This is a genomic window from Thermoanaerobacterium sp. R66, assembly GCF_028895185.1.
Lineage (GTDB): Bacteria > Bacillota > Thermoanaerobacteria > Thermoanaerobacterales > Thermoanaerobacteraceae > Thermoanaerobacterium.
This window is the reverse complement of the sequence record NZ_JAEUWW010000001.1, coordinates 1,699,150-1,722,691: the sequence shown is the minus strand read 5'-3', so window position 1 is coordinate 1,722,691 and position 23,542 is coordinate 1,699,150. Positions and strand designations below refer to the sequence as shown.

The window sequence follows — 23,542 nt, the reverse complement described above, 5'->3', positions numbered from 1 at the left end:
TACTTTATGTTGGACACATACTGTGGTATACTAAGATAAAATATCAAATTTTTAACAAGAAAGGGGGATAAATACGGAAAGCCTATTGACATTATGGATTTCAATAATGATAATTGGTATAGCTATTGACCTTATTACAAGCAACTTCATATTTTTTAATTTTTCAATGGGAGCTTTTTTTGCAATATGTGCGGATCTATTAGGAGCTAATACACCGATTCAGATTTTTGCATTTCTCGCAGTAGGAATTGTTTCACTCATTTTTTCGTTTAAATACTTGAGAAAGAAATTTAAAAACATACCAAAGACTTATCCATATGAAAACCAGTATATAGGTAGGACCATAGAGATAAAAGACGATATCGGCAAGACTGGTCAGGTATTTTTTGAAGGCATATATTGGACTGTCAAATCTGATGTGCCCCTAAAAAGCGGTGACAACGCGGTTATAACAGGTATATCTGGAAATAAATTAATTGTAAAGAGATTGGAGGAATAAAAGTGTTTATTTTGTTTATAATATTGCTTCTTCTCATATTTATTGCTGCTGTAGCGTCCATAAAAGTCGTTCAAACAGGTTATGTTTACGTCATTGAGAGATTGGGACAGTTTTACAAGGTGTTGGAGCCGGGTTGGCATTTTGTGATACCTTTTGTTGATTATGTACGGGCGAAAGTATCTACAAAGCAGCAGATATTGGATATTGAGCCGCAAAACGTCATTACGAAGGACAATGTGAAAATATCTGTCGATAATGTAATATTTTATAAGGTAATGAGTGCAAAAGATGCCATATACAACATAGAGAACTACAGATCAGGTATAGTCTATTCTACAATAACAAACATGAGAAACATCATTGGAGATATGACGCTTGACGAAGTTTTGTCAGGCAGGGACAAGATAAACGCAGAGCTTCTTAAAGTGATTGATCAGCTTACAGACGCATACGGCATAAAAATACTGTCTGTAGAGATAAAGGATATTACTCCGCCAGATGAAATAAGGCAAGCGATGGAAAAGCAGATGAAAGCAGAAAGAGATAAGAGAGCTACAATACTTCAGGCAGAAGGTGAGAAACAAAGTGCCATAGCTGTCGCTGAAGGTCAAAAGCAGGCAAAAATTTTGCAGGCAGAGGCTGAGAAGGAAGCAAATATCAGAAAGGCTGAAGGCTTAAGGCAGTCGCAGATATTAGAGGCGGAAGGCAAAGCGAAGGCCATTGAGGCGATTGCTGAAGCACAGGCAAAGGCCATTGAATTGGTAAATAAGGCCATATTAGAGTCAGGTACAAATGAGACTGTCATAGCATTAAAGCAAATAGAAGCATTGCAGGAGATGGCAAAGAATCCTGCCAATAAGCTTATTATTCCTGATAAATTGGTTGGAACATTAGGAAGCATAACGGCAGTTGCAGATCTCATTAAAAATCAATAGCTTTCTACACCTCGAGTTTACTCGAGGCTTTTTCATATGATTTGGTTTTTTTAAGGTTAAGCTATAAAATGTATAATGTAAAAAATATTGCGGAGGGATGAAACATGACTATTAAAGATGTGCCTTACGATATGTACTTAAAAGAGGTGAATCAAAAGCTTACGTCAAGAGGCATATTTTTGACTACTAAAGAGAATAAGTTAAATACCATGATAATTGGCTGGGGAGGAATAACTTATTTTTGGGGGAAACCTGTATTCTTAGTTGCAGTGAGAAAGTCCCGCTTTACGTACAATCAAATCGAAAAATCAGGTGAATTTACGATTAGCGTGCCTTTAAATGAGGACTTAAATAAAGCCATTGCATTTTGCGGCACAAAATCAGGTAGGGATTTTGATAAGTTTAAGGAGTGCAATCTTACACCTATTCCATCACAAAAGATTGAGACTCCTATAATAGGCGAGTGTTCACTTCACTATGAATGTAAAGTCATATACAAACAGGAGATGATAAAGGAAAATCTGGATGCTGATATTGATAAAAGATGGTATCCAGATTACCATACGTTTTACTTTGGCGAAATTGTTGCATCATACATAAAAGAATAGTCAAAGCAGTGCCATTAAAAAGATTGCATAGAAAATGATGCCTGATATCAAAACAAATGGGCTTAAACTTTTTTTGTTGGATGCATATAAGAGGCTTATATATGATGATATAAGTGATAACATGGTTGTAAGCATAGTAAGCCCAGTCAAATGCCATTCTGTAAACATCATGCCTATGGCGACAGGCACAGATGATTGAAATACCATTGCCCCTGTTATGTTTAAAAGGGCAAGGGTATCTTTTTTTTGACCTATCCATAAGACAGAGTTAAGCTTTTCTGGAAGCTCGGTTGCTATAGGCGTTATGATTAATGACAGTATGGCTGGAGGAATCCCTGCTATCGCAGATAATTGTTCTGTGTACTTTATAAATATGTGGGCGCCATAGGATATTCCCAAAAGGGAAAGTATAAGCTGCAAAAGGATGAGATGTACAGTAGGCGTTGAATGAAAATTGGCCGAGAAGTACAAATTTTTTACATCATTTATGCTTTCATCATTGGATGAAAATGTGCGGATGACGTAAACGAAGTATGAAACAAGTATAGCAATTGATACAATGTTTTTAATATCTATGTAGTTATTCACTATGGAAGTGATGACGGCTAAAGAGTACATGGTTATAAAATACGACATGTCTCTTTGAAATCCAGTCAGCGAAGGGGTTATTTTTAAAGATCTCTTGTGAAATAAAGCGTATATTATTGCAGATGCACCTGTGACAAAGAAGCCAAGTGTCGACAGCATGAAGGGAGCGCCGACTATCGCACCAACACCTATTTCTTCTGATGCTTGGCCATTGTGAAATATGATTGCAATTACAGGTATAATCGTCTCTGGCATTGCTGTTCCTACAGCGGCAAAGATGCTTCCGATTATTCCTTGATTTAAGTTAAACTTTTTGCCTAACCATTCTACGGCATTTGTAAAATAAGCGCACGAAATCAATATAAACGCCAGGCTCATTAAAAGCATGATTGTAAGCAAAGCCAATATAAACAGCTCCTTTTATTTATGAATAAGCGTAAGACTACACTAAATTATAATTTGGAATGAGAGATTATATTCATGGAAAATATTATTAACGCTCACAAATTCCGCTTACTATATATCATCGATTCTCTTCGCTTGTTTGGCTAACGCCGTCTATGCGTTGTTAGGCTTAGCTTTCGCTCATACGCCAAACTGCGCTTCGCTCATCGTGATATATTACGTAAGCTTCATTAATCGTTCGCTTTTAATAATATTTTTCATAACAATGTTTATTGGTTCATGGAATATTAGTTTAATAAAAGCTTGAAAGAATTCTCCCATTCTCCTATAGGTGGGAGATGAATTTCTATTGTTTTCCATAACATTATATGTTATAATCTTATCAGAAGTAAAAAGTAAACTGGTGATATAATGCTAATATTAGATAATAATAATCATTCAGTATTCTTACTGTATTATCATCTTATAATGGTTGTAAAATACAGAAGAAAAGTAATAGACGATAACATATCAAATAGATTAAAGGAGATATTTGAGAATATATCATCCAATTATAATATATCACTGCAAGAATGGAATCACGATAAAGACCATGTACACATACTTTTCAAAGCAGAACCTAATTCTGAAATATCAAAATTCATAAATGCTTATAAAAGTGCATCATCTAGACTCATAAAAAAAGAATATCCGCAGATAAAACAAAAACTTTGGAAAGAATATTTTTGGTCAAGAAGTTACTGTCTTCTTACAACTGGTAGTGCACCTATAGAAGTTATAAAACAGTATATAGAAAGCCAAGGTGAGAAAAGATGATGACATGTCAGCATTTTTTCATAGAACCCACAAAAGAACAAGAAGAAAAGCTTTTTTATACATTGTATTTATGTCGCAAATTATACAACTATTCACTGGATCAAAGAATAAAACATTACAAACAATATGGCAAAGGACTTACATATAAAGAACAGCAGAACATGCTTCCAAAATATAAAAAAGAACATCCAGAATACAAATTAGTACAGTCGCAAATATTACAGGATGTGTTGAGAAGATTAGATAGAGCATATAAAAACTTCTTTGACAAAAGAGCCAAATATCCTAAATTCAAAGATAAATATCACTACACATCAATAACACTTCCACAATGCGAAACAAAAAGAAACTTTGGGAAAGAAGGATATGTATACATAAAAAATATAGGGCATATAAAAATCAAAGCACATAGAAACTTTGATCCAACAAAAGTCAAAACAATAAACATAAAATACCATGCAGGAAAGTGGTATATAAATCTGTCAGTTGAAGTAGAAGAAGAAAAAGAAAAAACAGTCATAAGAGAAAAAGCAATAGGAGTAGACAAAGGAATAAACTCAATAGCTGCAACATCAGATGGAGAGTTATACTCAAATCCTAAATGGCTACAAAAATCAGAGAAGAAACTAAAAAGACTGCAAAGACAATTATCAAGAAAAAAGAAAGGAAGCAAAAACAGAGAAAAGCAAAAGAAAAGATTAGCGAAACTTCATGAAAAAGTAGCGAATCAAAGAAGGGACTATCTACATAAGATAAGCTATAACATAGTAAAACATAATGACATCATATGCGTTGAAGATTTGCAAGTAAAAAATATGATGAAAAATCATAAACTTGCAAAATCAATAGCAAATGCAGGATGGGGAATGTTAGACAAATATCTCCAGTATAAAGCAGAAAAAGAAGGAAAAATCTTCGTAAAAGTAGATCCAGCATATACATCACAAAGATGTTCAAAATGTGGGAAAATAGAAGAAAAAGACTTATCAGTAAGAATACACAAATGCGAGTGCGGATTAGAGATAGACAGAGATATAAATGCAGCGATAAATGTGCTGCATGAGGGATTAAGACAATTGAGAATAGCTGTATAAAAACGCAACAACATTTTTCGTAGGGAAGGTTCCTCCCGAAGTTACGCCTATGGAGATTGTGTAAGACCTGCTGTGAATAGCAGTAGGCAACGGTCTATGAAGTAGGAAACTCCAGCCTCTATAGGATGGAGTAGGTTCACTAGTAGATTTAAGACAGCTAAATTTTTGTTTATTTTTTTAAGAATTATGCTATAATATAAATAGAGAGGCAGCCGTCCGCAAAATGCGGTTGCCCGAGAGCGGTTTTAAAAAATCTTAAACCGTCCTGGTATCAGCAGGGCGGTTATTTCCTCTTAAAATCGAGGACTGCTATAATTAACATTCCAAACATTATCATTAAAGACAACGTTTGATATGTATTCATCATAGCAACCACCTCCTTATGAGGAGAGTGGCAACCGCACCCTGCTTATCCGACTACCTCAAGTATAATTATAGCATATATAAATGCATTAGGCACTCATCAATTTGAGTGCTTTTTTGTTTGCTTCATTAAAACCGCATATATTGCGATAGATTGTAAAAATAAGATTGACATTTTGTATAAAAAAGTATATTATATACTTAAGAAGTGCACTCGGTTGCACATACATGCGATTAACATATAGCTGATTTTTCTTACTTAGTTGATTTAATTGTGCTTTTTATTTTTTGATAAGGGTGATGATATGTCGGAGATTAGATATGATATTGTTACAGGCAAGATAGCAGTTATTTCTACTGAAAGAGGTAAAAGGCCTCACGATTTTAAGAAGGCAGATGTCATAAAGAATAGCGGAGTATGCCCATTTTGCCCTGGAAATGAAACTATGACGCCACCTACGCTTGTAGAGTTTCGTGGGGAGGATGGCATGTGGACATTAAGAGGATTTAACAACAAGTTTGCGGCTTTTAAAAAAGATGTGAATGTGGCTAAGCATGAAGGTGAATTGTACAAGGCAGACGATGGGTATGGTGTGGCAGAGATTATCGTTGAAAGCCAGCATCATGATATGACTTTGGGGCAGATGGAAGTAGAAGGCATTGAGAACATCATGAAGGCACTCATCTTAAGATACGATGATATTGCGAAGGATGAGAAGATTAAGTACGTTCAGATGTTTAAAAACTTTGGTGCAAACGGTGGTGCTTCCTTAGAACATGGACATTGGCAGATTATGGGCGTATCATTTGTACCTGAGGTTTTGGAGAGAGAGCTAAAAGGCGTTGAAAGGCATGAGGCAGATACCGGAAGATGCCCTTACTGCCACATCATCGATGAAGAAATGAAAGAAAAGGCAAGAATCGTTGCCGAAAATGATAAGTTTATAGTTATATGCCCTTATGCATCGCAATTTGCGTATGAATCATGGATACTTCCTAAAAAACACGTCAAGGCTTTTAACGAGATGGACGACGATGACATACGAAGTCTTTCATCATTACTTAAATCGCTTATAAAGAAGTATGAGGATCTTTTTGACAATCCGCCGTACAATATAGTCATTCATACAGTGCCACATCATGATAGACGGGATTTTCATTGGCATGTAGAGATATTGCCAAGGCTTACCACATTTGCGGGATTTGAGCTTGCAACAGGAGCATATATAAATCCTACGCCGCCAGAAGAAGCAGCTTCAATCTTAAGGTTAGATTAATTGAAAGGAATGGTTTATGTGCACATTGAAGAAGGAGATTTTGATGGTTTCTTGTCGAAGATAGATTATATTGTAAAAACCATCAAAGATGACAAGGTTCAAGAATTCAGATGGTTTCAGGAGAAAGCCTCTTATATAAAAGACAAGACGCTTTTTGACTATGCTATATTAGGTATTGATAGATCGTTTATTATTATTGCAGCACTTATAGATTTTATTTTTGAAACCATAAGTGGCGAAGAAAAAAAATCTCGGTATTATTTTCCTATTATTGTAAGAAAGAATGTTTTAAGTGATAGCTGTCTTGCTGCATACAATGATGGCAATTGTGTGTACGGCGTATATGATGCTGTTGATGATGTGGAGTACATCAGATGCTTAGATGATATATTAAGAGGTGGAAAAGAAATTGAGTTTAAATCAGGCAGTCGACTTAAGCCTTACATGATTTTAAATCACGACATATACAGTTCAAAAAGATTAAACAACAAGTCCAGCAATAGCCTTACATTGCTTAGCAAAAATGAGATAGTGAAGACTTTTAGGAGAATGGCTAATGGAATGAATCCCGATCTTGAAATGACTTACATGCTTAGAAAATATGGTTTTAACGATGTGCAAGATATTAGAGGGTATTTTTTGTACGACGATGGGAAAGGCACCATATACACTCTTTCGATGTTTTCGCAGTACATCGAAAATGTTGCTGACATGTGGCAGTACACTCAGGAGTACTTGAAGGAGTTTGTGAAGAAGTACGATGGTAGCGACTTTGTAAGCTTTGTATACAAAAATTGCAGCGATTATATAGGCGAAGTGAAGAAAATATCGAAGCTTATTGCCAATATGCACATTAAGCTGTCACTTATTAATGAAGGCAATTTTGGTGTCTTAGAGCCTAATGAGTCTAACATAGATGAGATTACAAATCAGATAATATCTAATTTTAATTTGCTTTTGGATTACATGAAAAATCAGGATTACAGTGAAGATGTTGAAAGCCTTATAAACGAAATAATTACTGACAAGAATTTGTTACTGGAAAGCATCGAGAATATTAGATCTTTAGCGCCATACTTTGGCAAATATTTAAGATGCCATGGCGATTTGCACTTAGAGCAGCTTTTAAAGAAAGAAGACGGTTATATACTTATAGATTTTGAAGGAGAGCCTACAAAACCTATTTCTGAGAGAAGTAGGCATATGTCCCCTTTAAAAGATGTGGCTGGCATGATAAGGTCATTTAACTATGCTGCTTACTCACAGTTTTTTGAATACAAGGAAAATGGTAAAGGTGGTATTGATTTAGAAAAGGTAGAAAATCTTTTGTCTACATGGGCAACCGTTATAACAAACGTGTTTGTTGATAACTATGTAAATCTAATCAATGAACACGACGCAGATTTAATACCTGATGAAAAATACATTACTGCCATTTTAGCCTTGTTTAAGCTGGATAAGGCTGTGTTTGAAGCGATTTATGAAGTCAACAACAGGCCATCTTGGTTTAAGATACCCCTAAAAGGCATTATCGAGTGTATAGATGAATTAAAAAATATTTCAAGTTTGGAGGTATACAATGGGTAATTTGAAGGTCACTTTATTTACAAATGAATTTCCGCCTAATATTTACGGTGGCGCAGGTGTCCATGTGGATTATTTGACGAGGGAATTGTCAAAGCTTATGGATGTTGATGTCAGATGCTTTGGAGATCAAGACAATCATTTTGAAAACATGGAAGTAAAAGGCTACAGAGAATGGGAGATGTTGAAAAAAGCTTCTGACGATAAATTTAAAAAAGTGTTGGGACCATTGACAACAGATATTGCCATGGTAAGCGATGGGATTTCGTCAGATATTGTTCATTGTCACACATGGTACACCTTTATGGCAGGCTTTCTGGCAAAGATGCTTTACGATATACCGCTTATTGTCACCATTCATAGCTTGGAGCCTCTAAGGCCTTGGAAGGAAGAGCAGCTTGGAAATGGGTATCACTTAAGCACATGGATGGAGAGAACAGGTGTTGAGGCGGCAGACAAGATAATAGCTGTATCTAATGATTCTAAAAAAGATATCATGAAGTGCTACAATGTGCCAGAAGATAAGATTGAGGTTATATACAATGGAATAGACTTAAACCAGTACAAGAAGACGGATTCAAACATGGCAAGAGAAAAATACGGAATAGAGGGAAGGTACATCTTATTTGTAGGAAGGATATCAAGGCAAAAGGGAATAATTCATCTTATAGATGCTGTAAAATATTTGCCACAGGATGTAAAAGTCGTATTGTGCGCTTCATCACCTGATACACAGGAAATCAAGGAAGAGATGGAGGAAAAAGTCAAGCTTTATGAAAACATCATCTGGATTGACAAGATGGTTTCAAAGGAAGAAGTCATAGAGCTTTACAGCAATGCCGATGTTTTTGTATGTCCATCAATATACGAGCCTTTTGGCATTATAAATCTTGAGGCAATGGCTTGCAGCACGCCGGTTGTTGCCAGCGCTACAGGTGGAATAAAAGAAGTAGTCGTAGATGGGGAAACTGGATTTTTAGTGGAGCCTGGCAATTCACATGAATTAGCGGAAAAAATCAATATTCTTCTTGATGATAGGGATTTAGCTGCTTTATTTGGTGCAAACGGCAGAAGGAGAGTAGAAGACATGTTTAGCTGGGAATCAATTGCAAAAAAGACTTATGACCTTTACAAAAATGTCATAGAGAATTACAAAAAATAAATGGATTTTTTGAGAGCCTAAAGGCTCTTTTTTATTGTGTCATTTGCTTTTAAATTTTGCGATAAAGATGTATACTATTATATAGAAATTTTTGATTGGAAGGTAATTATGGAGAACACTAATATCTTATACAGCTTAATAATAGATTACGGTTATTTGGCATTGTTTCTGTCATTGCTGGTTGAAGGCACTGGTATGCCAGGACCTGTGGAGATACTCTTCCTGGCGGCAGGTTACCTTATATCAAGAGGTCAGATGAGCTTTTTGGCTGTAGTTTTGATTGCAGCGTTAGGGAATGTGTCGGGGAATGTATTAGCGTACATAATAGGTGCCAAATCAGGCAGGACTTTTGTAGAGAAATATGGCCATTTTTTAAAGATAACTGTTAAAGACTTAGAAGGCATGGACCGTTGGTTTTCAAAATATGGTGGTGTTACTAACCTTTTAGGGCGTCTCATAGGATTGCCAAGGACGCCTGCCATCTGGGCTTCAGGCATAACAAGGATGGACTTCAAGTCGTTTTTTGTGTTTTCTGCCATCGGCGATCTTTTATGGTCACTTTTTTGGACGTCTGTTTCGTATTTAGTGTCGATGCAGATTTTAAAGATAGACTTAATCGGTAGGACGTACCCGTGGTGGGGTTATTTGTTAATGCTTGTAGGCTTTATCCTATTTATGTACGTCGTTTGGAGGATATTTTTATGGATGAAAGAAAGATACTTGACATAGAGATAAAGATAGTGAGGGACGTAAAGACTCTTTTAAGCATCAAGGATATATGGCATCAACTGGAGGAAAATTCTAAGGTTTATCCTTTTAACACTTTTGAATGGGTTGTAAATTGGTGGAAGTATTTCGGTGGCGGCAAAAAGCTGTGGATTCTTTTGATAGTTGGCGATCAAGGCCCTATTGGAATAGCTCCTTTTATGATGACATTTGGTGAGATGGGGCTTCCTGTAAAGAGGATAAAATTCATAGGCTCTAATAACAGCGATTACCTTGACTTCATAGTGAAATACGGATATGAAGATATTTTTTATCGCTCACTTATAAAGTATTTGGAGTCGACAATAGACAGGTTTACAGTGTTAGACTTGGAGCACCTTCCAGAGAGCAGCGGCATATATCCGTATATAATGGATAGCTGGCTTTACTACGATTACGATGTTCAAGATGTATGCCCATACATAAAGTTGCCGGCAACGTGGGATGAATACTTGGCATCCCTTGACGGCAAATTTAGAAGAAATATAAAGTACGAGATCAAGAGATTTTTCACAAAGTGCGATGGAAGTTTCATGTGCGTGGCAGATGAAAATGAGATAGATGATTCGATGGATAGACTAATAGAGCTGCATCAGGCAAGGTGGAGAAAACGACATATGCCGGGTGCATTTTATTCTAAAAGGATCAGGGATTTTCACAAAGCTTTGGCATTTGACTTTTTCAACAGGGGTATTTTAAGCTTGTTTGAATTAAAAGACAATGATAAAATCGTCGCAAGCTTATTAAGTTACCATGTAGGTGGGAAAAGGTATTACTACATAAGCGGCTACGATTTGGATTACAGCAGATTAAGCGTTGGAGCTGTAACATTAGGTTTATCGATAAAGCGCTCAATAGAAGTTGGAGATGAAGTCTACGACTTCTTAAGGGGAGATGAAAAGTACAAAGAAGATTGGACTAATGATAAAAAGAGAAACATGAGGCTTGTCGCTTCATATCCTTCTATTGCAGGCAGGTTTTGCCTTTATTATATAATTGCTGAAAATAAAATAATAAACAAGATAAAAGATAGGTTCAGTCATGACTGAACCTATCTTAATAAAATGTATTAAGGTAAGAGGCAAAGTTAATTTGTCGCTTTAGCGTATTTTAAGCTTATTGGATCTGTGTAGGCAGGTACTACGATGTTTTTAGATGTCTGTATGTCCACTTTTATTCCATAATATTTAAGAGTATCTACAATGCCGCCTTTAAGATTTAGTGAAGCTTCTAATGTGTCAGGATTTCCAATCGCCTTTATGACGTATGGAGGAGCATATCTTGTAGAATTTATGTTGATGGTAGGACCTACACATCTTATTTCAGATGTAGCTATAAGCCTTTGGTCATTTATAGATATGGCTTCAGCTCCGCCAGCTTTTAGCTCGTTTACTACTTTTATCAGGTCTTCATCGTGTACCAAAAACATGTTTGGGTCTTCTCCATCTTTTGGCTGAAGGTCGCTGTCGTTTAAAGTGACTATGACTCCTGGACCTGTCATGGCAGTAAAACCTGCAAGCTCTTTATACTTTTCTACATCTTGTGACAGAGCATTTAAAGTCGCTTCGTATTTTGATGATGAGCTGTTTAATTCATCAAGCTTTTTATTAAGATCTGCCACTTGCTGTTTTAAGGCATTTCTCTCGTCAGTCATGTTCTGCAGTTCGCTGCTTAGCTCATCAACATTTACGCTGCTTCCGCGAGATGTATCTGCTGCAGTCTTTACACTGCCTTGTATAGTCTTAAATTCCATTGATATCATAAAGCCCATTATTAAAAACACCATGACAAAAGAAACAACTTGAAAAACCTTACCCTTCATTTTTTCATCCTCCCCATGGGCTGATATATCCACTTATGAAAACTTCATTTTCATTCTATATATAATAATATCACGTATAAAGATAAAATTTATTAAAAAAATATTAATATTGTGTTACAGATTAGTAATAAATTCATTTTCTTTTGAATCATTGATCTTCTTCGTTTACTTTATTTTCTTCAGTCGCATTTTTTAAAGCCAATATCTCCTCTAAATCTTTGTTGTACTTGTCGATTTTAAGCATAGTGCTTTTGTATGCCAATATGTCTTCTTCGTTTTTCTGTATGCATTTTATCAAAGATTTCTTCACGCTGTCAAAGAGAGTGTCGTAGCTCATGTAGTCGTGTATGTCTAAATCCTCTATTTTTTCTGTCACCAACTGGTCATTTTCCACTTTATAAAGGTAAAAGCTTCTGTCTGATTTTAAGATTATTTTTTCGTCTATGCCTTTGTCGTAGATTATGATTCCTTCCCCTGTGGCAAATGTTTTGCCGCTGTAGCTTCTTAATGTCACATTTTCATTGGCTATGTATTTTTTTAATGTCAGCAGTATTTCTTTTACCTCTCTGATGGATTTGCCCAATACTTCTTGCATCTTTTTGCTGGCTTCTTCTTTGTCTTTTTCGCTTTCTGTAAGTCTTTCCATCAATTTTTTTATCTCATCTATATCGCTCATTTAAACTCAATCCTTTCACAAAACATTCATATACTTACTTCTAATATTCCACTTGTGTTTATTTTTAAACGTAAATAATTGTTATCAATAAGGACAAAATAAGATTAAAATTTAGACAATTTCACCAAAACTATGTTATAATATTATTAAAGGAAAATATATATTATTTAGGAGGCGATGTAATGAGTAAGGTAGCCATAATAGGATCTGGTTTTGTCGGTGCAACATCGGCATTTACACTGGCATTAAGTGGGACTGTGACAGATATCGTGCTTATAGATTTAAACAAGGACAAGGCTATAGGAGATGCACTGGACATAAGCCACGGCATACCGCTAATACAGCCTGTAAATGTGTATGCAGGCGACTACAAAGATGTGGAAGGGGCGGATGTAATAGTTGTAACAGCAGGTGCTGCTCAAAAGCCAGGTGAGACGAGGCTTGACCTTGTAAAGAAAAATACAGCCATATTTAAGTCCATGATACCTGAGCTTTTAAAGTACAATGACAAAGCCATATATTTGATTGTGACAAATCCTGTAGACATACTGACGTACGTTACATACAAGATTTCTGGACTTCCATGGGGCAGAGTTTTCGGTTCTGGCACCGTTCTTGACAGCTCAAGGTTTAGATACCTTTTAAGCAAGCACTGCAATATAGATCCGAGAAATGTCCACGGAAGGATAATTGGCGAGCATGGAGATACAGAGTTTGCAGCGTGGAGCATAACAAACATATCGGGTATATCATTTAATGAGTACTGCAGCATATGTGGGCGCGTCTGCAACACGAATTTTAGAAAAGAAGTGGAAGAAGAAGTCGTAAATGCCGCTTACAAGATAATAGACAAAAAAGGTGCTACATACTATGCTGTTGCAGTTGCAGTAAGGAGGATTGTGGAGTGCATCTTAAGAGATGAAAATTCCATTCTCACAGTATCATCTCCATTAAATGGACAGTACGGCGTGAAGGATGTCTCATTAAGCTTGCCGTCTATCGTAGGCAGGAATGGCGTTGCCAGAATTTTGGACTTGCCTTTATCTGACGAAGAAGTGGAGAAGTTTAGGCATTCAGCAAGTGTCATGGCAGATGTCATAAAGCAATTGGATATATGATCAAATATTTATGAGGCTTTACATCCATGTGATGAAGCCTCTTTTCATGTATATAAGGGATGCAATGTGGAAAATCTAATAACGGTGATGCAAAATGCAGAATATGAGCCCGCAGGAGATTATATCGAGTGCCTTTAAAAAGGCTAAAAATTACGAAGATGTGATACACAAAAAGGCAAAAGATTACGGCAAAAACATATCAGATAGTCAAGTTAAAGGAGTATTGAAACAGATAGAGATTACTGCCTTAAACCATGTAGACAAGATTGTTGCTGCTGAAAAGACGATGCGGATAGATTCCCTTGTAAAGAAGAATATGTCTTATGATATGATGGACGCTTTACAGGATATAGAGAAGGATTTGATAAATCAGCAGATGTTCTACAACGAAAATCTCGTAAACATAACTAATCCGTATGTGAGGCAGATATTTACCCAGATGAGGGATGATGAGATGCGATTTATTACTATCATACAGCAGAACATAGAATCTTTAAAATCAAAGCCGACTGAGCCCAACAGCATAGTATATACGACGCCGAGGGAAAATAAATGAAAGTAGCTATTATAGGCGCAGGTTCTGCAGGCTTAACTGCAGCTATAAGGCTTGAATCTTATGGGATAAAGCCTGATATATTTGAGAGAAAATCGAAAGTCGGCGATGCTTTTAATCATGTAGCAGGACTTTTAAATGTCATAAATAGGCCAATAGACGATCCTTTAGAATACTTAAAAAATAACTTTGATATAGCCATTGCGCCGCTTAACAACATAGACAAGATTGTGATGCATGGCCCAACTGTCACTCGCACAATTAAAGGCAGAAGACTTGGATACTTTATGCTGAAAGGGCAAGGAGAATTATCTGTAGAAAGCCAGTTATACAAGAAATTAAAGGCGAATGTCAATTTTGATGTCCACGCAGACTACAAAAATCTAAAGGAAGTTTATGATTATGTCATTGTGGCGACTGGAAATCATCAGATACCAAATGAGTTAGGATGTTGGCAGACGCTGGTTGATACAAGGCTTAAAATAGCCGAAGTAATCGGTAAATTCGACCCAAATGCGCTTATAATGTGGATGAACACAGTCTACTGCAAAAGCGGTTATGTATACCTTGCTCCTTTTGACGATAAAAGAGCGGTTTTAGCACTTATAGTTCCTTACATCACAAAAGAGGAAATAGACAGGTATTGGGAGATGTTTTTAAAAATAGAGAAGATCGGATATGACGTAGTAAGTGTTTATGACTATGAGCATATATCAGGCAATGCGTTTCCACATACGTACGAGAACATGTACTTTGTAGGTAATGCAGGAGGGGCCATCGAGCCATTCTTGGGTTTTGGCCAGTTTGCATCAATTTTAGGTGGTGCTTTGGCAGCAAAAAGCATTGCAACAGGCTGCAATTTTGAAAATGAAATGGTGTATCTTACAAATGCAAATTTAAAGCTTTTAGAGTTTAGAAAAGCCATCGACACGGTAGATAACGATAAGATAGACAGGCTTATAAAGTTTTTGACAACGCCACTTATAAAGCAGCTTATTTACGATACAAATTTTAACATAATAAAATATTCTTCATTCATAATACGATACGCCGTCAATGAATTATTTAAGTTTTAATGTTGATAAAAATTACATGAAAGGAATTTTAGGCTATGAAGGTTGCCATAATAGGAGCAGGAATATCAGGGCTTGCATGTGCTCATGAGCTTGAAAGGCTTGGAATAACGTGTGTGATTTTTGAGAGAAAAAATGCTATAGGGACGATTCAGCCTAACATTGGCTCATTTTTAAACATGGAAGATAGGCCGATTAAAGATCCAGTTTACTACTTTAGGCGTACCTATGGCATATCATTGACACCTGTTGAGAAGATGACAAAGATCATCATGCATTCTCCAATGTACACGTCAACAGTAAAAGGAAATCATGGGTATTTCGTCTTAAGAAGCAAAGATGCGGATTCACTTGACAATCAGTTGGCAAGAGGTGTGAAGTCAAAGGTAAACTTTAATGCAGACCCTGATTACAAAGAGCTATCAAGAGAATTTGACTTTGTAGTCGTAGCCACTGGTAATTCTGGGATACTGGAAAAGCTTACAGAGTGGAGGACTACCGTTACTACATGGATAAAAGGTGCCACAATCTTAGGGAATTTCGAACCACATACGGCAGAGATGTGGTTTAACACTGATTACGCAAGATCTGGGTACGGATACATCATGCCTTTTGATAAGACTAAAGCATCTTTAGTTCTTATAACAACCTATGCACAGCACGGTGAGTTAGACAGTTTATGGCAGCTTTTTTTAAAAACTGAGAGATTTAGCTATGAGATGGTGGAGACTTATGAATTAGAGCTAAATACAGGTATTGCTAAAGAGCACAAAATCGACAATGTGTATTTCGTTGGAAATGCCGCTGGATTTTTAGATCCGCTTTTAGGGCTTGGAGCATTTCACGCTTTAGAAAGCGGTATTTACGCTGCAAGATCGATTGCAACAGGTGAAGACTATGAAAAAATGGTCAAAACTATAACTGATAAGGTACAAATGCTTTCAGATTACAGAGATAAACTGGATAAATTCAGTAACAGCGATTATGACAGAATGGTTAAGATATTAGGCATGCCACTTGTTAGGCATATAGTGTATAACACAAATATAGATGTGATAAAATACGGGCACACGATGCTAAAGTTTATAAAGTAAAAGCTTAAAAGGCGTCAAAAACCTTTTAAGCTTTTTTTTCATAGATTCCAAAGAGATAATCCAGTGTAGTCGTCATCGACCCTTTCTAAGTTGTTTTCGCCATAGTCTACGATGACAAATTCAGCAGCAAATATTTTTGTGCCTTCCATGAGATGACCGCCGAAGGCATTTCCGTTTTCGTCAGCAAGAATTATATGTACATGTGGAAATGGTTTGCCGTCTTTTAAGGATATATTTCCTATGGCACTCAGTATTTCCATGTGCTCGTTTTTCTCGATAAATTTGTATTCCTTTGTAGATTGGTTAAAGTAGCCGAACCGGGCCTTTTTTACCGCGCCTATAATCCTTATCTCACCAGATCTTATATTCTCATTTGTTATGAAAGTCGTTATCTCCTGCAAAAGATCGTTATCGTACTTAAAGCGACCCATAAACCTTCTTTTTACATCTATATTAATATGACCCATACAAAAACCTCCTTAATTGAATTTATGCGTATCAATTCTTATACATATTATACCACAGCATATTCTGAAAAAATATGTCAATGAGTCTTTTTGTGAATATAATAGTACAAAAATTAAATGAAAGGTTGTGTTACAATGCCATATTGCCCATCGGGAAGGTATTACACTGTAGAGCCTGGGGATACGTTGTGGCTTATATCTCAGAAAATCAATAGGCCTGTAGACGACATTATAAAAGTAAATCCTGGTATAGATCCAAATAGATTGATGGTAGGACAAATAATATGCTTGCCGTCAATAATACCTTATGGCAAGACGACAGAATGTCCAACAGGCATATATTGGGAGGTAGCACCTGGAGATACCCTTTATAAAATCGCAAAAACCGTAGGTACTACTGTCGACAAAATTCTTGCATTAAATCCGTATATAGATCCAAATAACCTTATGGTAGGCCAGGTGATATGCTTGCCTTCACCAGGATAAAATTAATATGGGCAAAGTAGCATATACATGACAAAAATTCATTTAAACTGAAGAGTTAAATTTTAATCATTGTATAAATTTTAAAATTAATTAATGTATAATTGTATAAATTAATTAATGATTGTATAATGTAATTAGAGGAGGTGCTTAATATGATAGTTAATGCCACAGAATTCAAAACAAGAGCAGGAAAATACTTGGATATTGTGGGAAAAGAGGATATAATAATAACACGAAATGGTAAAGAAGTAGCAAAATTAGTGCCTATAAGAAAAGATGGCACTCCAAATGCTGATTTTTTATATGGTTTATTATCAAATTGTGAAAATAAAGATGCAACAAAAGAACAAATTAGAGATGAAAGGATAAATGAGAAATACAAATAACCTTACCTAAATGGCGAGCCGCTGTAAGTGAATTTGTGAAAAAACACAAGTTTTGCTGTATTGATAAACAAAGAGAGGGGGCAAAGCACATTCATCTCCATAGATAGTATTGCATGATTGGAGATGGATGTGCAAACTAATGAAAATATTGATTGATACGAATGTTATACTTGATGTATTACTAAAAAGAGAGCCTTTTGCTAAAGATGCATATACTATATTTAAAATGGCAGATGAAAAGGTCGTAACAGCTTATATATCTGCATTTGCAGTTACGGATATATATTATTTTATCAATAAAAATCTCAATCATGATACTTGCATAAAAGCCATTAAAGCATTATTTAATATCATGAATGTGGTGAGTGTAGCAAAGCAAGATATAGAAAAAGCGATGACCTTTTCAGAATTTAATGATTTGGAAGATGCTTTACAACTACAATCGTTAAAAAAGGTTAAAGGCAATTTTATAATAACGAGAGATGAAAAATTTCAAAGGTTGACTGATAAGGCAATTTCACCCGGAGATTTTGTACAAAAGATATTGAAAAATTTTAAAGACGAAAGAATGCCGGAATAAATTTTCAAATTTCAATCATAGTAATTTCAAATAAAAAAATTTTTAACATTAACTTGACAATCATCATTGGCAGTTATATAATTAAATTAAATAAATGTTAACGTGAACAAAAATTTCGTGGGAGAGCTGATTTTATGAAGAATTTTATGGATGAAGATTTTCTGTTAGACAACGAAGTTGCTGTTAAACTATTTCATGACTATGCGTCAAAGATGCCTATATTTGATTTTCACTGTCATTTGAATCCTAAAGATATTTACGAAGACAAAAAATTTAAAAACATCACGGAAGTTTGGCTATATGGCGATCACTATAAATGGAGACTTATGAGGAGCAATGGTGTCGATGAAAAGTACATTACAGGCGATGCTGATGATTACAGCAAATTTTTAGAGTTTGCAAAGACTATGCCTATGGCTATCGGCAATCCTGTTTTTCATTGGACACATTTGGAGCTTCAAAGGTACTTTGGAGTTAATGAGCTTCTAAATGAGAAAACAGCTCCAATGATATGGGAAAAAGTCAATTCAGTATTAAGTAGCAGCGAATTCAGCGTCAGAAATATCATTAAGAATTCAAACGTAAAGATACTGTGCACAACAGATGATCCCACAGATAGCCTTGAATATCACAAGCTTTTGAGAGATGACGAAAGCTTTGATGTAAAGGTTTTGCCCGCATTTAGACCAGACAAGGGTATAAATATTGACAAGGACGGTTTTAGAGATTGGATCAAAAGGCTTGGAGAAGTTAGCGGGAAAGATATTGAAGATTACGAAGATTACTTAGATGCTTTAAATTCAAGAATAGAGTACTTTGACAGCTTAGGATGCAGATTGTCAGACCACGCCCTTGACTTTGTGTTTTATGAGGAAAGCACAAAGGGCAAAGTGGATGAAATATTCAAGAAAGCTTTAGAAGGCGAAGAACTTTCTAAATTTGAAATTGACCAATACAAGACAAGTGTTCTTCAGTTTTTGGCAAGAAAGTATAAGGAATTCGGATGGGCTATGCAGCTTCACATTGCAGCTTTAAGAAATACAAACACCAGGATGTTTAGAAAGTTAGGGCCTGACACTGGATATGATGCAATAAATGATGTAGATATAGCACAAAAAGTGGCGAAGCTTTTAGATTCATTAGATTTAACTGGATCTTTGCCGAAGACCATATTGTACACATTAAACCAAAAGGACAACTACGTTTTGGCAACCATCATGGGGTGTTTCCAAGGTGAAGGGATTCCGGGGAAAATGCAATTTGGCTCTGCGTGGTGGTTTAATGACAACATCGACGGAATGAGAGAGCAGATGAGGACACTGGCAAATGTAGGGCTTTTAAGTAAATTTGTTGGAATGGTAACTGATTCAAGAAGTTTTCTCTCATATCCAAGGCACGAATACTTCAGAAGGATACTGTGCAATTTGATTGGCGAATGGGTAGACAGAGGCGAAGTGCCTTACGACTTAAACTTGTTAGGGAAGATAGTTCAGGACATATCCTACAATAATGCAGTCAATTATTTTGGAGTATAGTCTTCTATAATGAATGTGGAAGGTGCTTGAGATGAGCGTTACAATAAAGGATATAGCAAAACTTGCGAATGTATCACATACTACGGTTTCCAGAGCTTTAAACGACAGTCCGCAGATAAAAGAGGAAACAAAGGAGAAGATAAAAGAAATCGCAAAAAAGCTTAATTACGTACCTAATTACAACGCTAAAAGCCTTGTTCTCAATAAATCATATAACATCGGCTTGTTCTTTTCTACAATTTTCAAAGGAACATCCCCAAGTTTCTTCTATGAAACTGTAAGGGGTGTAAACAGCGCGATCAAAAAAAATTATAATCTCATCATAAGAGGGATAGACGAGTATAAGGATTACTCGTCTATCGAAAAAAACCGTTTTGATGGAATCATACTTACAAGCCAAAGCGAAAGCGATAATGAATTTATGTACTACGTCATGAGAAAAGGTATACCTTTGGTTGTTTTAAACAGGGAAATCAATGAAAAATCTGTAGTCAATATACTGAGTGAAGAGAAGACAGGAGCTTACAATGCAGTGAAGTACCTGATTGAAAATGGACATAAGGATATAGCCATAATTGAAGGCAAAGAAGGCTTTAAATCTACTGTTGACAGAAAAGACGGCTTTTTGAAGGCACTTATTGAAAGCAAGATACTTATTAACAATGATTACATCGTAAGTGGGGAGTACGACATAGAAAGCGGCTACAGCGCTATGAACAAACTTTTAAAGTTAAAGAAAAAACCGACAGCCGTTTTTTGCTCCAACGATGATATGGCAGTAGGTGCTATAAAAGCCATATATGAAAAAGGCCTTAAGGTTCCTGACGATATTTCAGTTGTTGGCTTTGATGACAGTGAATTTTGTAGATATATAATACCTGCTCTTACAACAGTGAGAAAGCCCATAAAAGATGTCAGCCAAAAAGGTGCAGAGATATTGATGACTATGATTGAAAATGATGAAAACAGCGGAGAAAAGATATACGTGCCTACAAAGTTAAAGATAAGAGATTCTGTAATAGCCATAAAATAATTTTTGCATAAATCCAGTTAACGTGTGCAAAACAGTTTATATGAAAAGCTTTAATCAGAAATTGCTGCTGGAAATTAAAAAGTCATTTGGAGGATTGAAAGCTTTGAACAAAGTTGAAAAGTTTATAGATAACTACATTAAAGATTACAAAAGTTACAAGCCATCGTGGAATTACGAAGATGGCTGTGTGCTAAAAGGTGCACTTGATCTGTACAGTGCAACAGATGATGAAAAGTACAAAACATTTGTATTAAAATACCTTGATGAATTTATAGAAAAAGACGGCAAGATAAAAGGCTACCACATGGAAAATCACCATTTAGACGATGTAAATTCAGGCAAAGTGTTATTTGACGTGTACAAAATGACAGGAGATGAGAAGTACAAGAAAGCCATAGAGACGATTTTTAATCAAATTAAGACACAGCCAAGGACAAATGAAGGGAATTTTTGGCATAAAGATATATACCCTTATCAAGTTTGGCTTGATGGGCTTTACATGGTGATGCCTTTTTACATCAAATACATCAAAAATTTTGGCGACTTTCATAGTTTATCTGATATTGTAAGCCAGTTTGGCAATGTGAGAAGGCTTATGTATGACAATGAGAAAAAGCTTTACTATCATGGATATGACGAAAGTAGAAAAGAAGCATGGTCAGATAAAAAAACTGGTGTTTCTCCAAACTTTTGGGGAAGAGCTGAAGGTTGGTTTGTCATGGCTCTTGTTGATGTGCTGGAAGAGATGGATGAAAGAATGGAGTCTGAAAAAGATCTTCTTCTTAAAATATTCAACGAAGCAATAGATGGACTCATTATTTATCAAGATGAAGAAACAGGTATGTGGTATCAAGTTTTGGACAAAGGCGGCGAAAAAGGAAATTATCAAGAAACATCCGCAACGCTGATGATTTCGTACAGCATACTGAAAGGTGTGAGATTAAACCTTTTGCCGAAAAACTATAAAGACAGTGGCGTAAAGGCATTTGAAGGCACAGTCAATAAATACCTCGTAGAAGATGAAGGGGAATTGATGCTTGGAGGTATATGCTCTGTTGCAGGGTTAGGCAACAATCCATACAGAGATGGAAGCTATGACTACTATATATCGGAAAAAGTCGTATATGACGACCCTAAAGGCGTAGGAGCATTAATGATGGCATACAGTGAAATAATTAAAATAAATCAAATCTGTATTTGAAAGGGGTGATAAAGGGAGGTCAAAATCAACATCTTTGTATATGCAAAAATAAAAAAATTTTTTAAGGAGGATCATCTATGAAAAAACTAGTAGCATTAGCACTTGCGGCAGCTCTAGGTATTTCCACATTACTTACAGGATGTGGCTCATCAGGTAATTCGACGAGCCAGAAGAACACAAATAGTAGTACAAAGACATCTGAAAGCCAGCCAGCAAAACAAGTAACACTGAGATTTTCATGGTGGGGCGATGACACAAGACATCAGGCAACTTTAAATGCTATAAAGCTTTTTGAGCAAAAATACCCCAATATAAAGATACAGGCAGAGTATGCTGGTTGGGATGGCTACCTTGACAAACAGACAACACAAATGGCAGGTGGCACTGCTGCAGACATAATGCAGATAAACTGGAACTGGTTGCCACTATTCTCTAAAGACGGCAATGGTTTTTACGATTTAAACAAGCTGTCAAGCGAGCTGGGTTTAGACAATTATTCTAAGGATATTTTGGCTACAGGAACCGTTAACGGTAAACTAAATGGCATACCGGTAGCTATGACTGGAAGAGTTCTGTATGTAAATAAGACCATGTACGACAAATACGGTGCTACGATACCTAAAACATGGGATGACCTTATCAATGATGCTTCGAAGTTCCCAAGTGGCAGTTACCCAATTGTAACAGGTTCTTATGATTCTTGGCTTTTAGCTATGACTTATGCAGAACAAGAGACAGGAAAACCTTTCTTGACAACAGATGGCAAGCTTAATTTCACTCAAGACGATATAAAGACAGCATTGTCGTTCTACAAGACTTTATTAGACAAAAAAGTCACTACTCCGATTCAGTCAATAGCTGCAGAAGGTGGAAATGGACTTGCACCAATAGCACAGCTTCCAAGCTTCTTAAATGGCAAATTTGCAGGCTTGTTTGAATGGACAAGTGCAATATCAAAAGAAGCTACTCCAATAAAACAGAACAACATGGAGCTTGTGACAGCAGGACTTCCTATGAATTCCGATGCTAAGACATCAGCGGCTATATTAAAGCCATCAATGCTTTTTGCCATCAATAAGGATTGCAAATATCCAAAAGAAGCAGCTACATTCTTGAATTTCATCTTGAATGATCCACAAGGCATAGAAGCTATGGGCACAAATAGGGGCATACCTGTAAGCAAGGCTGCTTTGGATACACTTAAAAAAGACGGAAAGATATCAGGCTTAGAGTATGAAGGATTGCAGATATTGGAGTCAAAGCCAGGATTGCCATTAAGCCCATATCTGGAAGATCCAAAGCTTCAACAAGTATACGATCAGACCATAGACAAGATTTCTTACAACCAAGAAACAGTTGATCAAGCTGCAAAAGAGATGTATACAAATCTTCAGAATGTGCTAAGTCAAATAACAAAATAAA

26 protein-coding genes are annotated in these 23,542 nt (G+C 36.1%); 21 read left to right on the top strand and 5 right to left on the bottom strand.

The window, feature by feature from the left end; translation table 11 throughout:
• Window positions 1–85: 85 nt before the first annotated feature.
• The 3 genes from JJQ93_RS08710 to JJQ93_RS08700 all read left to right on the top strand — a co-directional run bounded on the left by JJQ93_RS08710 (window position 86) and on the right by JJQ93_RS08700 (window position 2,042).
• A complete protein-coding gene (locus tag JJQ93_RS08710; protein WP_274893492.1) occupies window positions 86–499 on the top strand; it encodes an NfeD family protein in 414 nt (137 codons plus the stop codon).
• 2 nt (window positions 500–501) lie between these two features.
• Complete coding sequence (locus JJQ93_RS08705) at window positions 502–1,434, top strand: SPFH domain-containing protein (protein WP_085113174.1); 933 nt, start codon at window positions 502–504, stop codon at window positions 1,432–1,434.
• Window positions 1,435–1,538: 104 nt separating this feature from the next.
• On the top strand, window positions 1,539–2,042 hold the full coding sequence (locus tag JJQ93_RS08700; RefSeq protein WP_274893491.1) for a flavin reductase family protein: 504 nt from the start codon (window positions 1,539–1,541) through the stop codon (window positions 2,040–2,042).
• Here JJQ93_RS08700 and JJQ93_RS08695 read toward each other — a convergent pair whose 3' ends face one another.
• Entirely contained in the window at window positions 2,043–3,035 is a 993-nt protein-coding gene (locus tag JJQ93_RS08695; RefSeq protein WP_503010164.1) for a sodium:calcium antiporter, read from the bottom strand. It abuts the gene before it with no gap.
• A 411-nt stretch (window positions 3,036–3,446) separates the two neighbouring features.
• Between JJQ93_RS08695 and tnpA the strand changes: the two genes are divergently transcribed.
• Both tnpA and JJQ93_RS08685 read left to right on the top strand, forming a co-directional pair.
• On the top strand, window positions 3,447–3,851 hold the full coding sequence (gene tnpA / locus JJQ93_RS08690) for an IS200/IS605 family transposase (RefSeq protein ID WP_274892474.1): 405 nt from the start codon (window positions 3,447–3,449) through the stop codon (window positions 3,849–3,851).
• Window positions 3,848–4,945, top strand: coding sequence for an RNA-guided endonuclease InsQ/TnpB family protein (locus tag JJQ93_RS08685; protein WP_274893490.1), 1,098 nt, complete (start codon window positions 3,848–3,850; stop codon window positions 4,943–4,945). The genes tnpA and JJQ93_RS08685 overlap by 4 nt, the downstream gene beginning before the upstream one ends.
• Window positions 4,946–5,228: 283 nt before the next feature.
• On the opposite strand, the gene JJQ93_RS13025 is transcribed toward JJQ93_RS08685, so the two are convergent.
• A complete protein-coding gene (locus tag JJQ93_RS13025; RefSeq protein ID WP_223814574.1) occupies window positions 5,229–5,309 on the bottom strand; it encodes a putative holin-like toxin in 81 nt (26 codons plus the stop codon).
• A 304-nt stretch (window positions 5,310–5,613) separates the two neighbouring features.
• Here JJQ93_RS13025 and galT point away from each other — a divergent pair, with 304 nt between their 5' ends.
• The 5 genes from galT to JJQ93_RS08660 all read left to right on the top strand — a co-directional run bounded on the left by galT (window position 5,614) and on the right by JJQ93_RS08660 (window position 11,145).
• On the top strand, window positions 5,614–6,585 hold the full coding sequence (galT, locus tag JJQ93_RS08680; RefSeq protein WP_274893489.1) for a galactose-1-phosphate uridylyltransferase: 972 nt from the start codon (window positions 5,614–5,616) through the stop codon (window positions 6,583–6,585).
• Between the two features lie 9 nt (window positions 6,586–6,594).
• Window positions 6,595–8,172: a hypothetical protein gene (locus tag JJQ93_RS08675; protein WP_274894080.1), complete on the top strand. Its 1,578-nt coding sequence runs from the start codon at window positions 6,595–6,597 to the stop codon at window positions 8,170–8,172.
• Window positions 8,165–9,331, top strand: coding sequence for a glycogen synthase (glgA, locus tag JJQ93_RS08670; protein WP_274893488.1), 1,167 nt, complete (start codon window positions 8,165–8,167; stop codon window positions 9,329–9,331). The genes JJQ93_RS08675 and glgA overlap by 8 nt, the downstream gene beginning before the upstream one ends.
• A 108-nt stretch (window positions 9,332–9,439) precedes the next feature.
• Window positions 9,440–10,060 carry a DedA family protein gene (locus JJQ93_RS08665; protein ID WP_085113169.1) on the top strand — a complete coding sequence of 207 codons (621 nt, stop codon included), beginning with the start codon at window positions 9,440–9,442 and terminating at the stop codon, window positions 10,058–10,060.
• Entirely contained in the window at window positions 10,033–11,145 is a 1,113-nt protein-coding gene (locus tag JJQ93_RS08660; protein WP_274893487.1) for a GNAT family N-acetyltransferase, read from the top strand. Before JJQ93_RS08665 ends, JJQ93_RS08660 begins: the two co-directional genes overlap by 28 nt.
• Window positions 11,146–11,183: 38 nt before the next feature.
• On the opposite strand, the gene JJQ93_RS08655 is transcribed toward JJQ93_RS08660, so the two are convergent.
• Window positions 11,184–11,918 (bottom strand): DUF881 domain-containing protein, encoded by a 735-nt coding sequence (locus JJQ93_RS08655; protein WP_085113167.1) that lies wholly within the window; start codon window positions 11,916–11,918, stop codon window positions 11,184–11,186.
• A 148-nt stretch (window positions 11,919–12,066) separates the two neighbouring features.
• On the bottom strand, window positions 12,067–12,594 hold the full coding sequence (locus JJQ93_RS08650; RefSeq protein WP_274893486.1) for a hypothetical protein: 528 nt from the start codon (window positions 12,592–12,594) through the stop codon (window positions 12,067–12,069).
• Between the two features lie 182 nt (window positions 12,595–12,776).
• On the opposite strand from JJQ93_RS08650, the gene JJQ93_RS08645 reads away from it, so the two are divergent.
• From JJQ93_RS08645 to JJQ93_RS08630, 4 genes are all read left to right on the top strand, one after another.
• The gene (locus tag JJQ93_RS08645) at window positions 12,777–13,712 is read left to right on the top strand and encodes an L-lactate dehydrogenase (RefSeq protein ID WP_274893485.1); all 936 of its coding nucleotides are present in this window, start codon (window positions 12,777–12,779) and stop codon (window positions 13,710–13,712) included.
• Window positions 13,713–13,806: 94 nt separating this feature from the next.
• Complete coding sequence (locus JJQ93_RS08640; RefSeq protein ID WP_274893484.1) at window positions 13,807–14,268, top strand: DUF2383 domain-containing protein; 462 nt, start codon at window positions 13,807–13,809, stop codon at window positions 14,266–14,268.
• Window positions 14,265–15,341, top strand: coding sequence for an FAD-dependent oxidoreductase (locus JJQ93_RS08635; protein ID WP_274893483.1), 1,077 nt, complete (start codon window positions 14,265–14,267; stop codon window positions 15,339–15,341). The genes JJQ93_RS08640 and JJQ93_RS08635 overlap by 4 nt, the downstream gene beginning before the upstream one ends.
• Before the next feature lie 35 nt (window positions 15,342–15,376).
• The gene (locus JJQ93_RS08630) at window positions 15,377–16,432 is read left to right on the top strand and encodes an NAD(P)/FAD-dependent oxidoreductase (RefSeq protein WP_274893482.1); all 1,056 of its coding nucleotides are present in this window, start codon (window positions 15,377–15,379) and stop codon (window positions 16,430–16,432) included.
• A 38-nt stretch (window positions 16,433–16,470) separates the two neighbouring features.
• Here the strand turns inward: JJQ93_RS08630 and JJQ93_RS08625 are convergent, their stop codons facing one another.
• Window positions 16,471–16,899 carry a PPC domain-containing DNA-binding protein gene (locus tag JJQ93_RS08625; protein WP_013788801.1) on the bottom strand — a complete coding sequence of 143 codons (429 nt, stop codon included), beginning with the start codon at window positions 16,897–16,899 and terminating at the stop codon, window positions 16,471–16,473.
• A gap of 117 nt (window positions 16,900–17,016) precedes the next feature.
• On the opposite strand from JJQ93_RS08625, the gene JJQ93_RS08620 reads away from it, so the two are divergent.
• The 7 genes from JJQ93_RS08620 to JJQ93_RS08590 all read left to right on the top strand — a co-directional run bounded on the left by JJQ93_RS08620 (window position 17,017) and on the right by JJQ93_RS08590 (window position 23,541).
• Complete coding sequence (locus JJQ93_RS08620; protein ID WP_274893480.1) at window positions 17,017–17,385, top strand: LysM peptidoglycan-binding domain-containing protein; 369 nt, start codon at window positions 17,017–17,019, stop codon at window positions 17,383–17,385.
• A 152-nt stretch (window positions 17,386–17,537) separates the two neighbouring features.
• The gene (locus tag JJQ93_RS08615) at window positions 17,538–17,771 is read left to right on the top strand and encodes a type II toxin-antitoxin system Phd/YefM family antitoxin (protein ID WP_274893479.1); all 234 of its coding nucleotides are present in this window, start codon (window positions 17,538–17,540) and stop codon (window positions 17,769–17,771) included.
• A 139-nt stretch (window positions 17,772–17,910) separates the two neighbouring features.
• Window positions 17,911–18,351, top strand: coding sequence for a type II toxin-antitoxin system VapC family toxin (locus JJQ93_RS08610; protein WP_274893478.1), 441 nt, complete (start codon window positions 17,911–17,913; stop codon window positions 18,349–18,351).
• A gap of 134 nt (window positions 18,352–18,485) precedes the next feature.
• A complete protein-coding gene (gene uxaC / locus JJQ93_RS08605; RefSeq protein WP_274893477.1) occupies window positions 18,486–19,886 on the top strand; it encodes a glucuronate isomerase in 1,401 nt (466 codons plus the stop codon).
• Between the two features lie 31 nt (window positions 19,887–19,917).
• The gene (locus tag JJQ93_RS08600) at window positions 19,918–20,919 is read left to right on the top strand and encodes a LacI family DNA-binding transcriptional regulator (RefSeq protein WP_274893476.1); all 1,002 of its coding nucleotides are present in this window, start codon (window positions 19,918–19,920) and stop codon (window positions 20,917–20,919) included.
• 40 nt (window positions 20,920–20,959) lie between these two features.
• Window positions 20,960–22,120, top strand: a complete 1,161-nt coding sequence (locus tag JJQ93_RS08595; RefSeq protein ID WP_274893475.1) for a glycoside hydrolase family 88/105 protein — start codon at window positions 20,960–20,962, stop codon at window positions 22,118–22,120.
• 77 nt (window positions 22,121–22,197) lie between these two features.
• Window positions 22,198–23,541, top strand: coding sequence for an ABC transporter substrate-binding protein (locus JJQ93_RS08590; RefSeq protein ID WP_274893474.1), 1,344 nt, complete (start codon window positions 22,198–22,200; stop codon window positions 23,539–23,541).
• The last annotated feature ends 1 nt before the right edge of the window (window position 23,542 follow it).

What these genes read in the sequence shown, in the direction of transcription:
- JJQ93_RS08615 (WP_274893479.1), top strand. Translation starts at nt 17,538, where the DNA reads ATGATAGTTAATGCCACAGAATTCAAAACAAGAGCAGGAAAATACTTG.
- JJQ93_RS08625 (WP_013788801.1), bottom strand. Translation starts at nt 16,899, where the DNA reads ATGGGTCATATTAATATAGATGTAAAAAGAAGGTTTATGGGTCGCTTT.
- JJQ93_RS08650 (WP_274893486.1), bottom strand. Translation starts at nt 12,594, where the DNA reads ATGAGCGATATAGATGAGATAAAAAAATTGATGGAAAGACTTACAGAA.
- JJQ93_RS08655 (WP_085113167.1), bottom strand. Translation starts at nt 11,918, where the DNA reads ATGAAGGGTAAGGTTTTTCAAGTTGTTTCTTTTGTCATGGTGTTTTTA.
- JJQ93_RS08700 (WP_274893491.1), top strand. Translation starts at nt 1,539, where the DNA reads ATGACTATTAAAGATGTGCCTTACGATATGTACTTAAAAGAGGTGAAT.
- JJQ93_RS08620 (WP_274893480.1), top strand. Translation starts at nt 17,017, where the DNA reads ATGAAAGGTTGTGTTACAATGCCATATTGCCCATCGGGAAGGTATTAC.
- galT (WP_274893489.1), top strand. Translation starts at nt 5,614, where the DNA reads ATGTCGGAGATTAGATATGATATTGTTACAGGCAAGATAGCAGTTATT.
- JJQ93_RS08665 (WP_085113169.1), top strand. Translation starts at nt 9,440, where the DNA reads ATGGAGAACACTAATATCTTATACAGCTTAATAATAGATTACGGTTAT.
- glgA (WP_274893488.1), top strand. Translation starts at nt 8,165, where the DNA reads ATGGGTAATTTGAAGGTCACTTTATTTACAAATGAATTTCCGCCTAAT.
- JJQ93_RS08610 (WP_274893478.1), top strand. Translation starts at nt 17,911, where the DNA reads ATGAAAATATTGATTGATACGAATGTTATACTTGATGTATTACTAAAA.
- JJQ93_RS08645 (WP_274893485.1), top strand. Translation starts at nt 12,777, where the DNA reads ATGAGTAAGGTAGCCATAATAGGATCTGGTTTTGTCGGTGCAACATCG.
- uxaC (WP_274893477.1), top strand. Translation starts at nt 18,486, where the DNA reads ATGAAGAATTTTATGGATGAAGATTTTCTGTTAGACAACGAAGTTGCT.
- JJQ93_RS08635 (WP_274893483.1), top strand. Translation starts at nt 14,265, where the DNA reads ATGAAAGTAGCTATTATAGGCGCAGGTTCTGCAGGCTTAACTGCAGCT.
- JJQ93_RS08600 (WP_274893476.1), top strand. Translation starts at nt 19,918, where the DNA reads ATGAGCGTTACAATAAAGGATATAGCAAAACTTGCGAATGTATCACAT.
- JJQ93_RS08685 (WP_274893490.1), top strand. Translation starts at nt 3,848, where the DNA reads ATGATGACATGTCAGCATTTTTTCATAGAACCCACAAAAGAACAAGAA.
- JJQ93_RS08630 (WP_274893482.1), top strand. Translation starts at nt 15,377, where the DNA reads ATGAAGGTTGCCATAATAGGAGCAGGAATATCAGGGCTTGCATGTGCT.
- JJQ93_RS08595 (WP_274893475.1), top strand. Translation starts at nt 20,960, where the DNA reads ATGAAAAGCTTTAATCAGAAATTGCTGCTGGAAATTAAAAAGTCATTT.
- JJQ93_RS08640 (WP_274893484.1), top strand. Translation starts at nt 13,807, where the DNA reads ATGCAGAATATGAGCCCGCAGGAGATTATATCGAGTGCCTTTAAAAAG.
- JJQ93_RS08675 (WP_274894080.1), top strand. Translation starts at nt 6,595, where the DNA reads ATGGTTTATGTGCACATTGAAGAAGGAGATTTTGATGGTTTCTTGTCG.
- JJQ93_RS08660 (WP_274893487.1), top strand. Translation starts at nt 10,033, where the DNA reads ATGGATGAAAGAAAGATACTTGACATAGAGATAAAGATAGTGAGGGAC.
- JJQ93_RS13025 (WP_223814574.1), bottom strand. Translation starts at nt 5,309, where the DNA reads ATGAATACATATCAAACGTTGTCTTTAATGATAATGTTTGGAATGTTA.
- JJQ93_RS08590 (WP_274893474.1), top strand. Translation starts at nt 22,198, where the DNA reads ATGAAAAAACTAGTAGCATTAGCACTTGCGGCAGCTCTAGGTATTTCC.
- tnpA (WP_274892474.1), top strand. Translation starts at nt 3,447, where the DNA reads ATGCTAATATTAGATAATAATAATCATTCAGTATTCTTACTGTATTAT.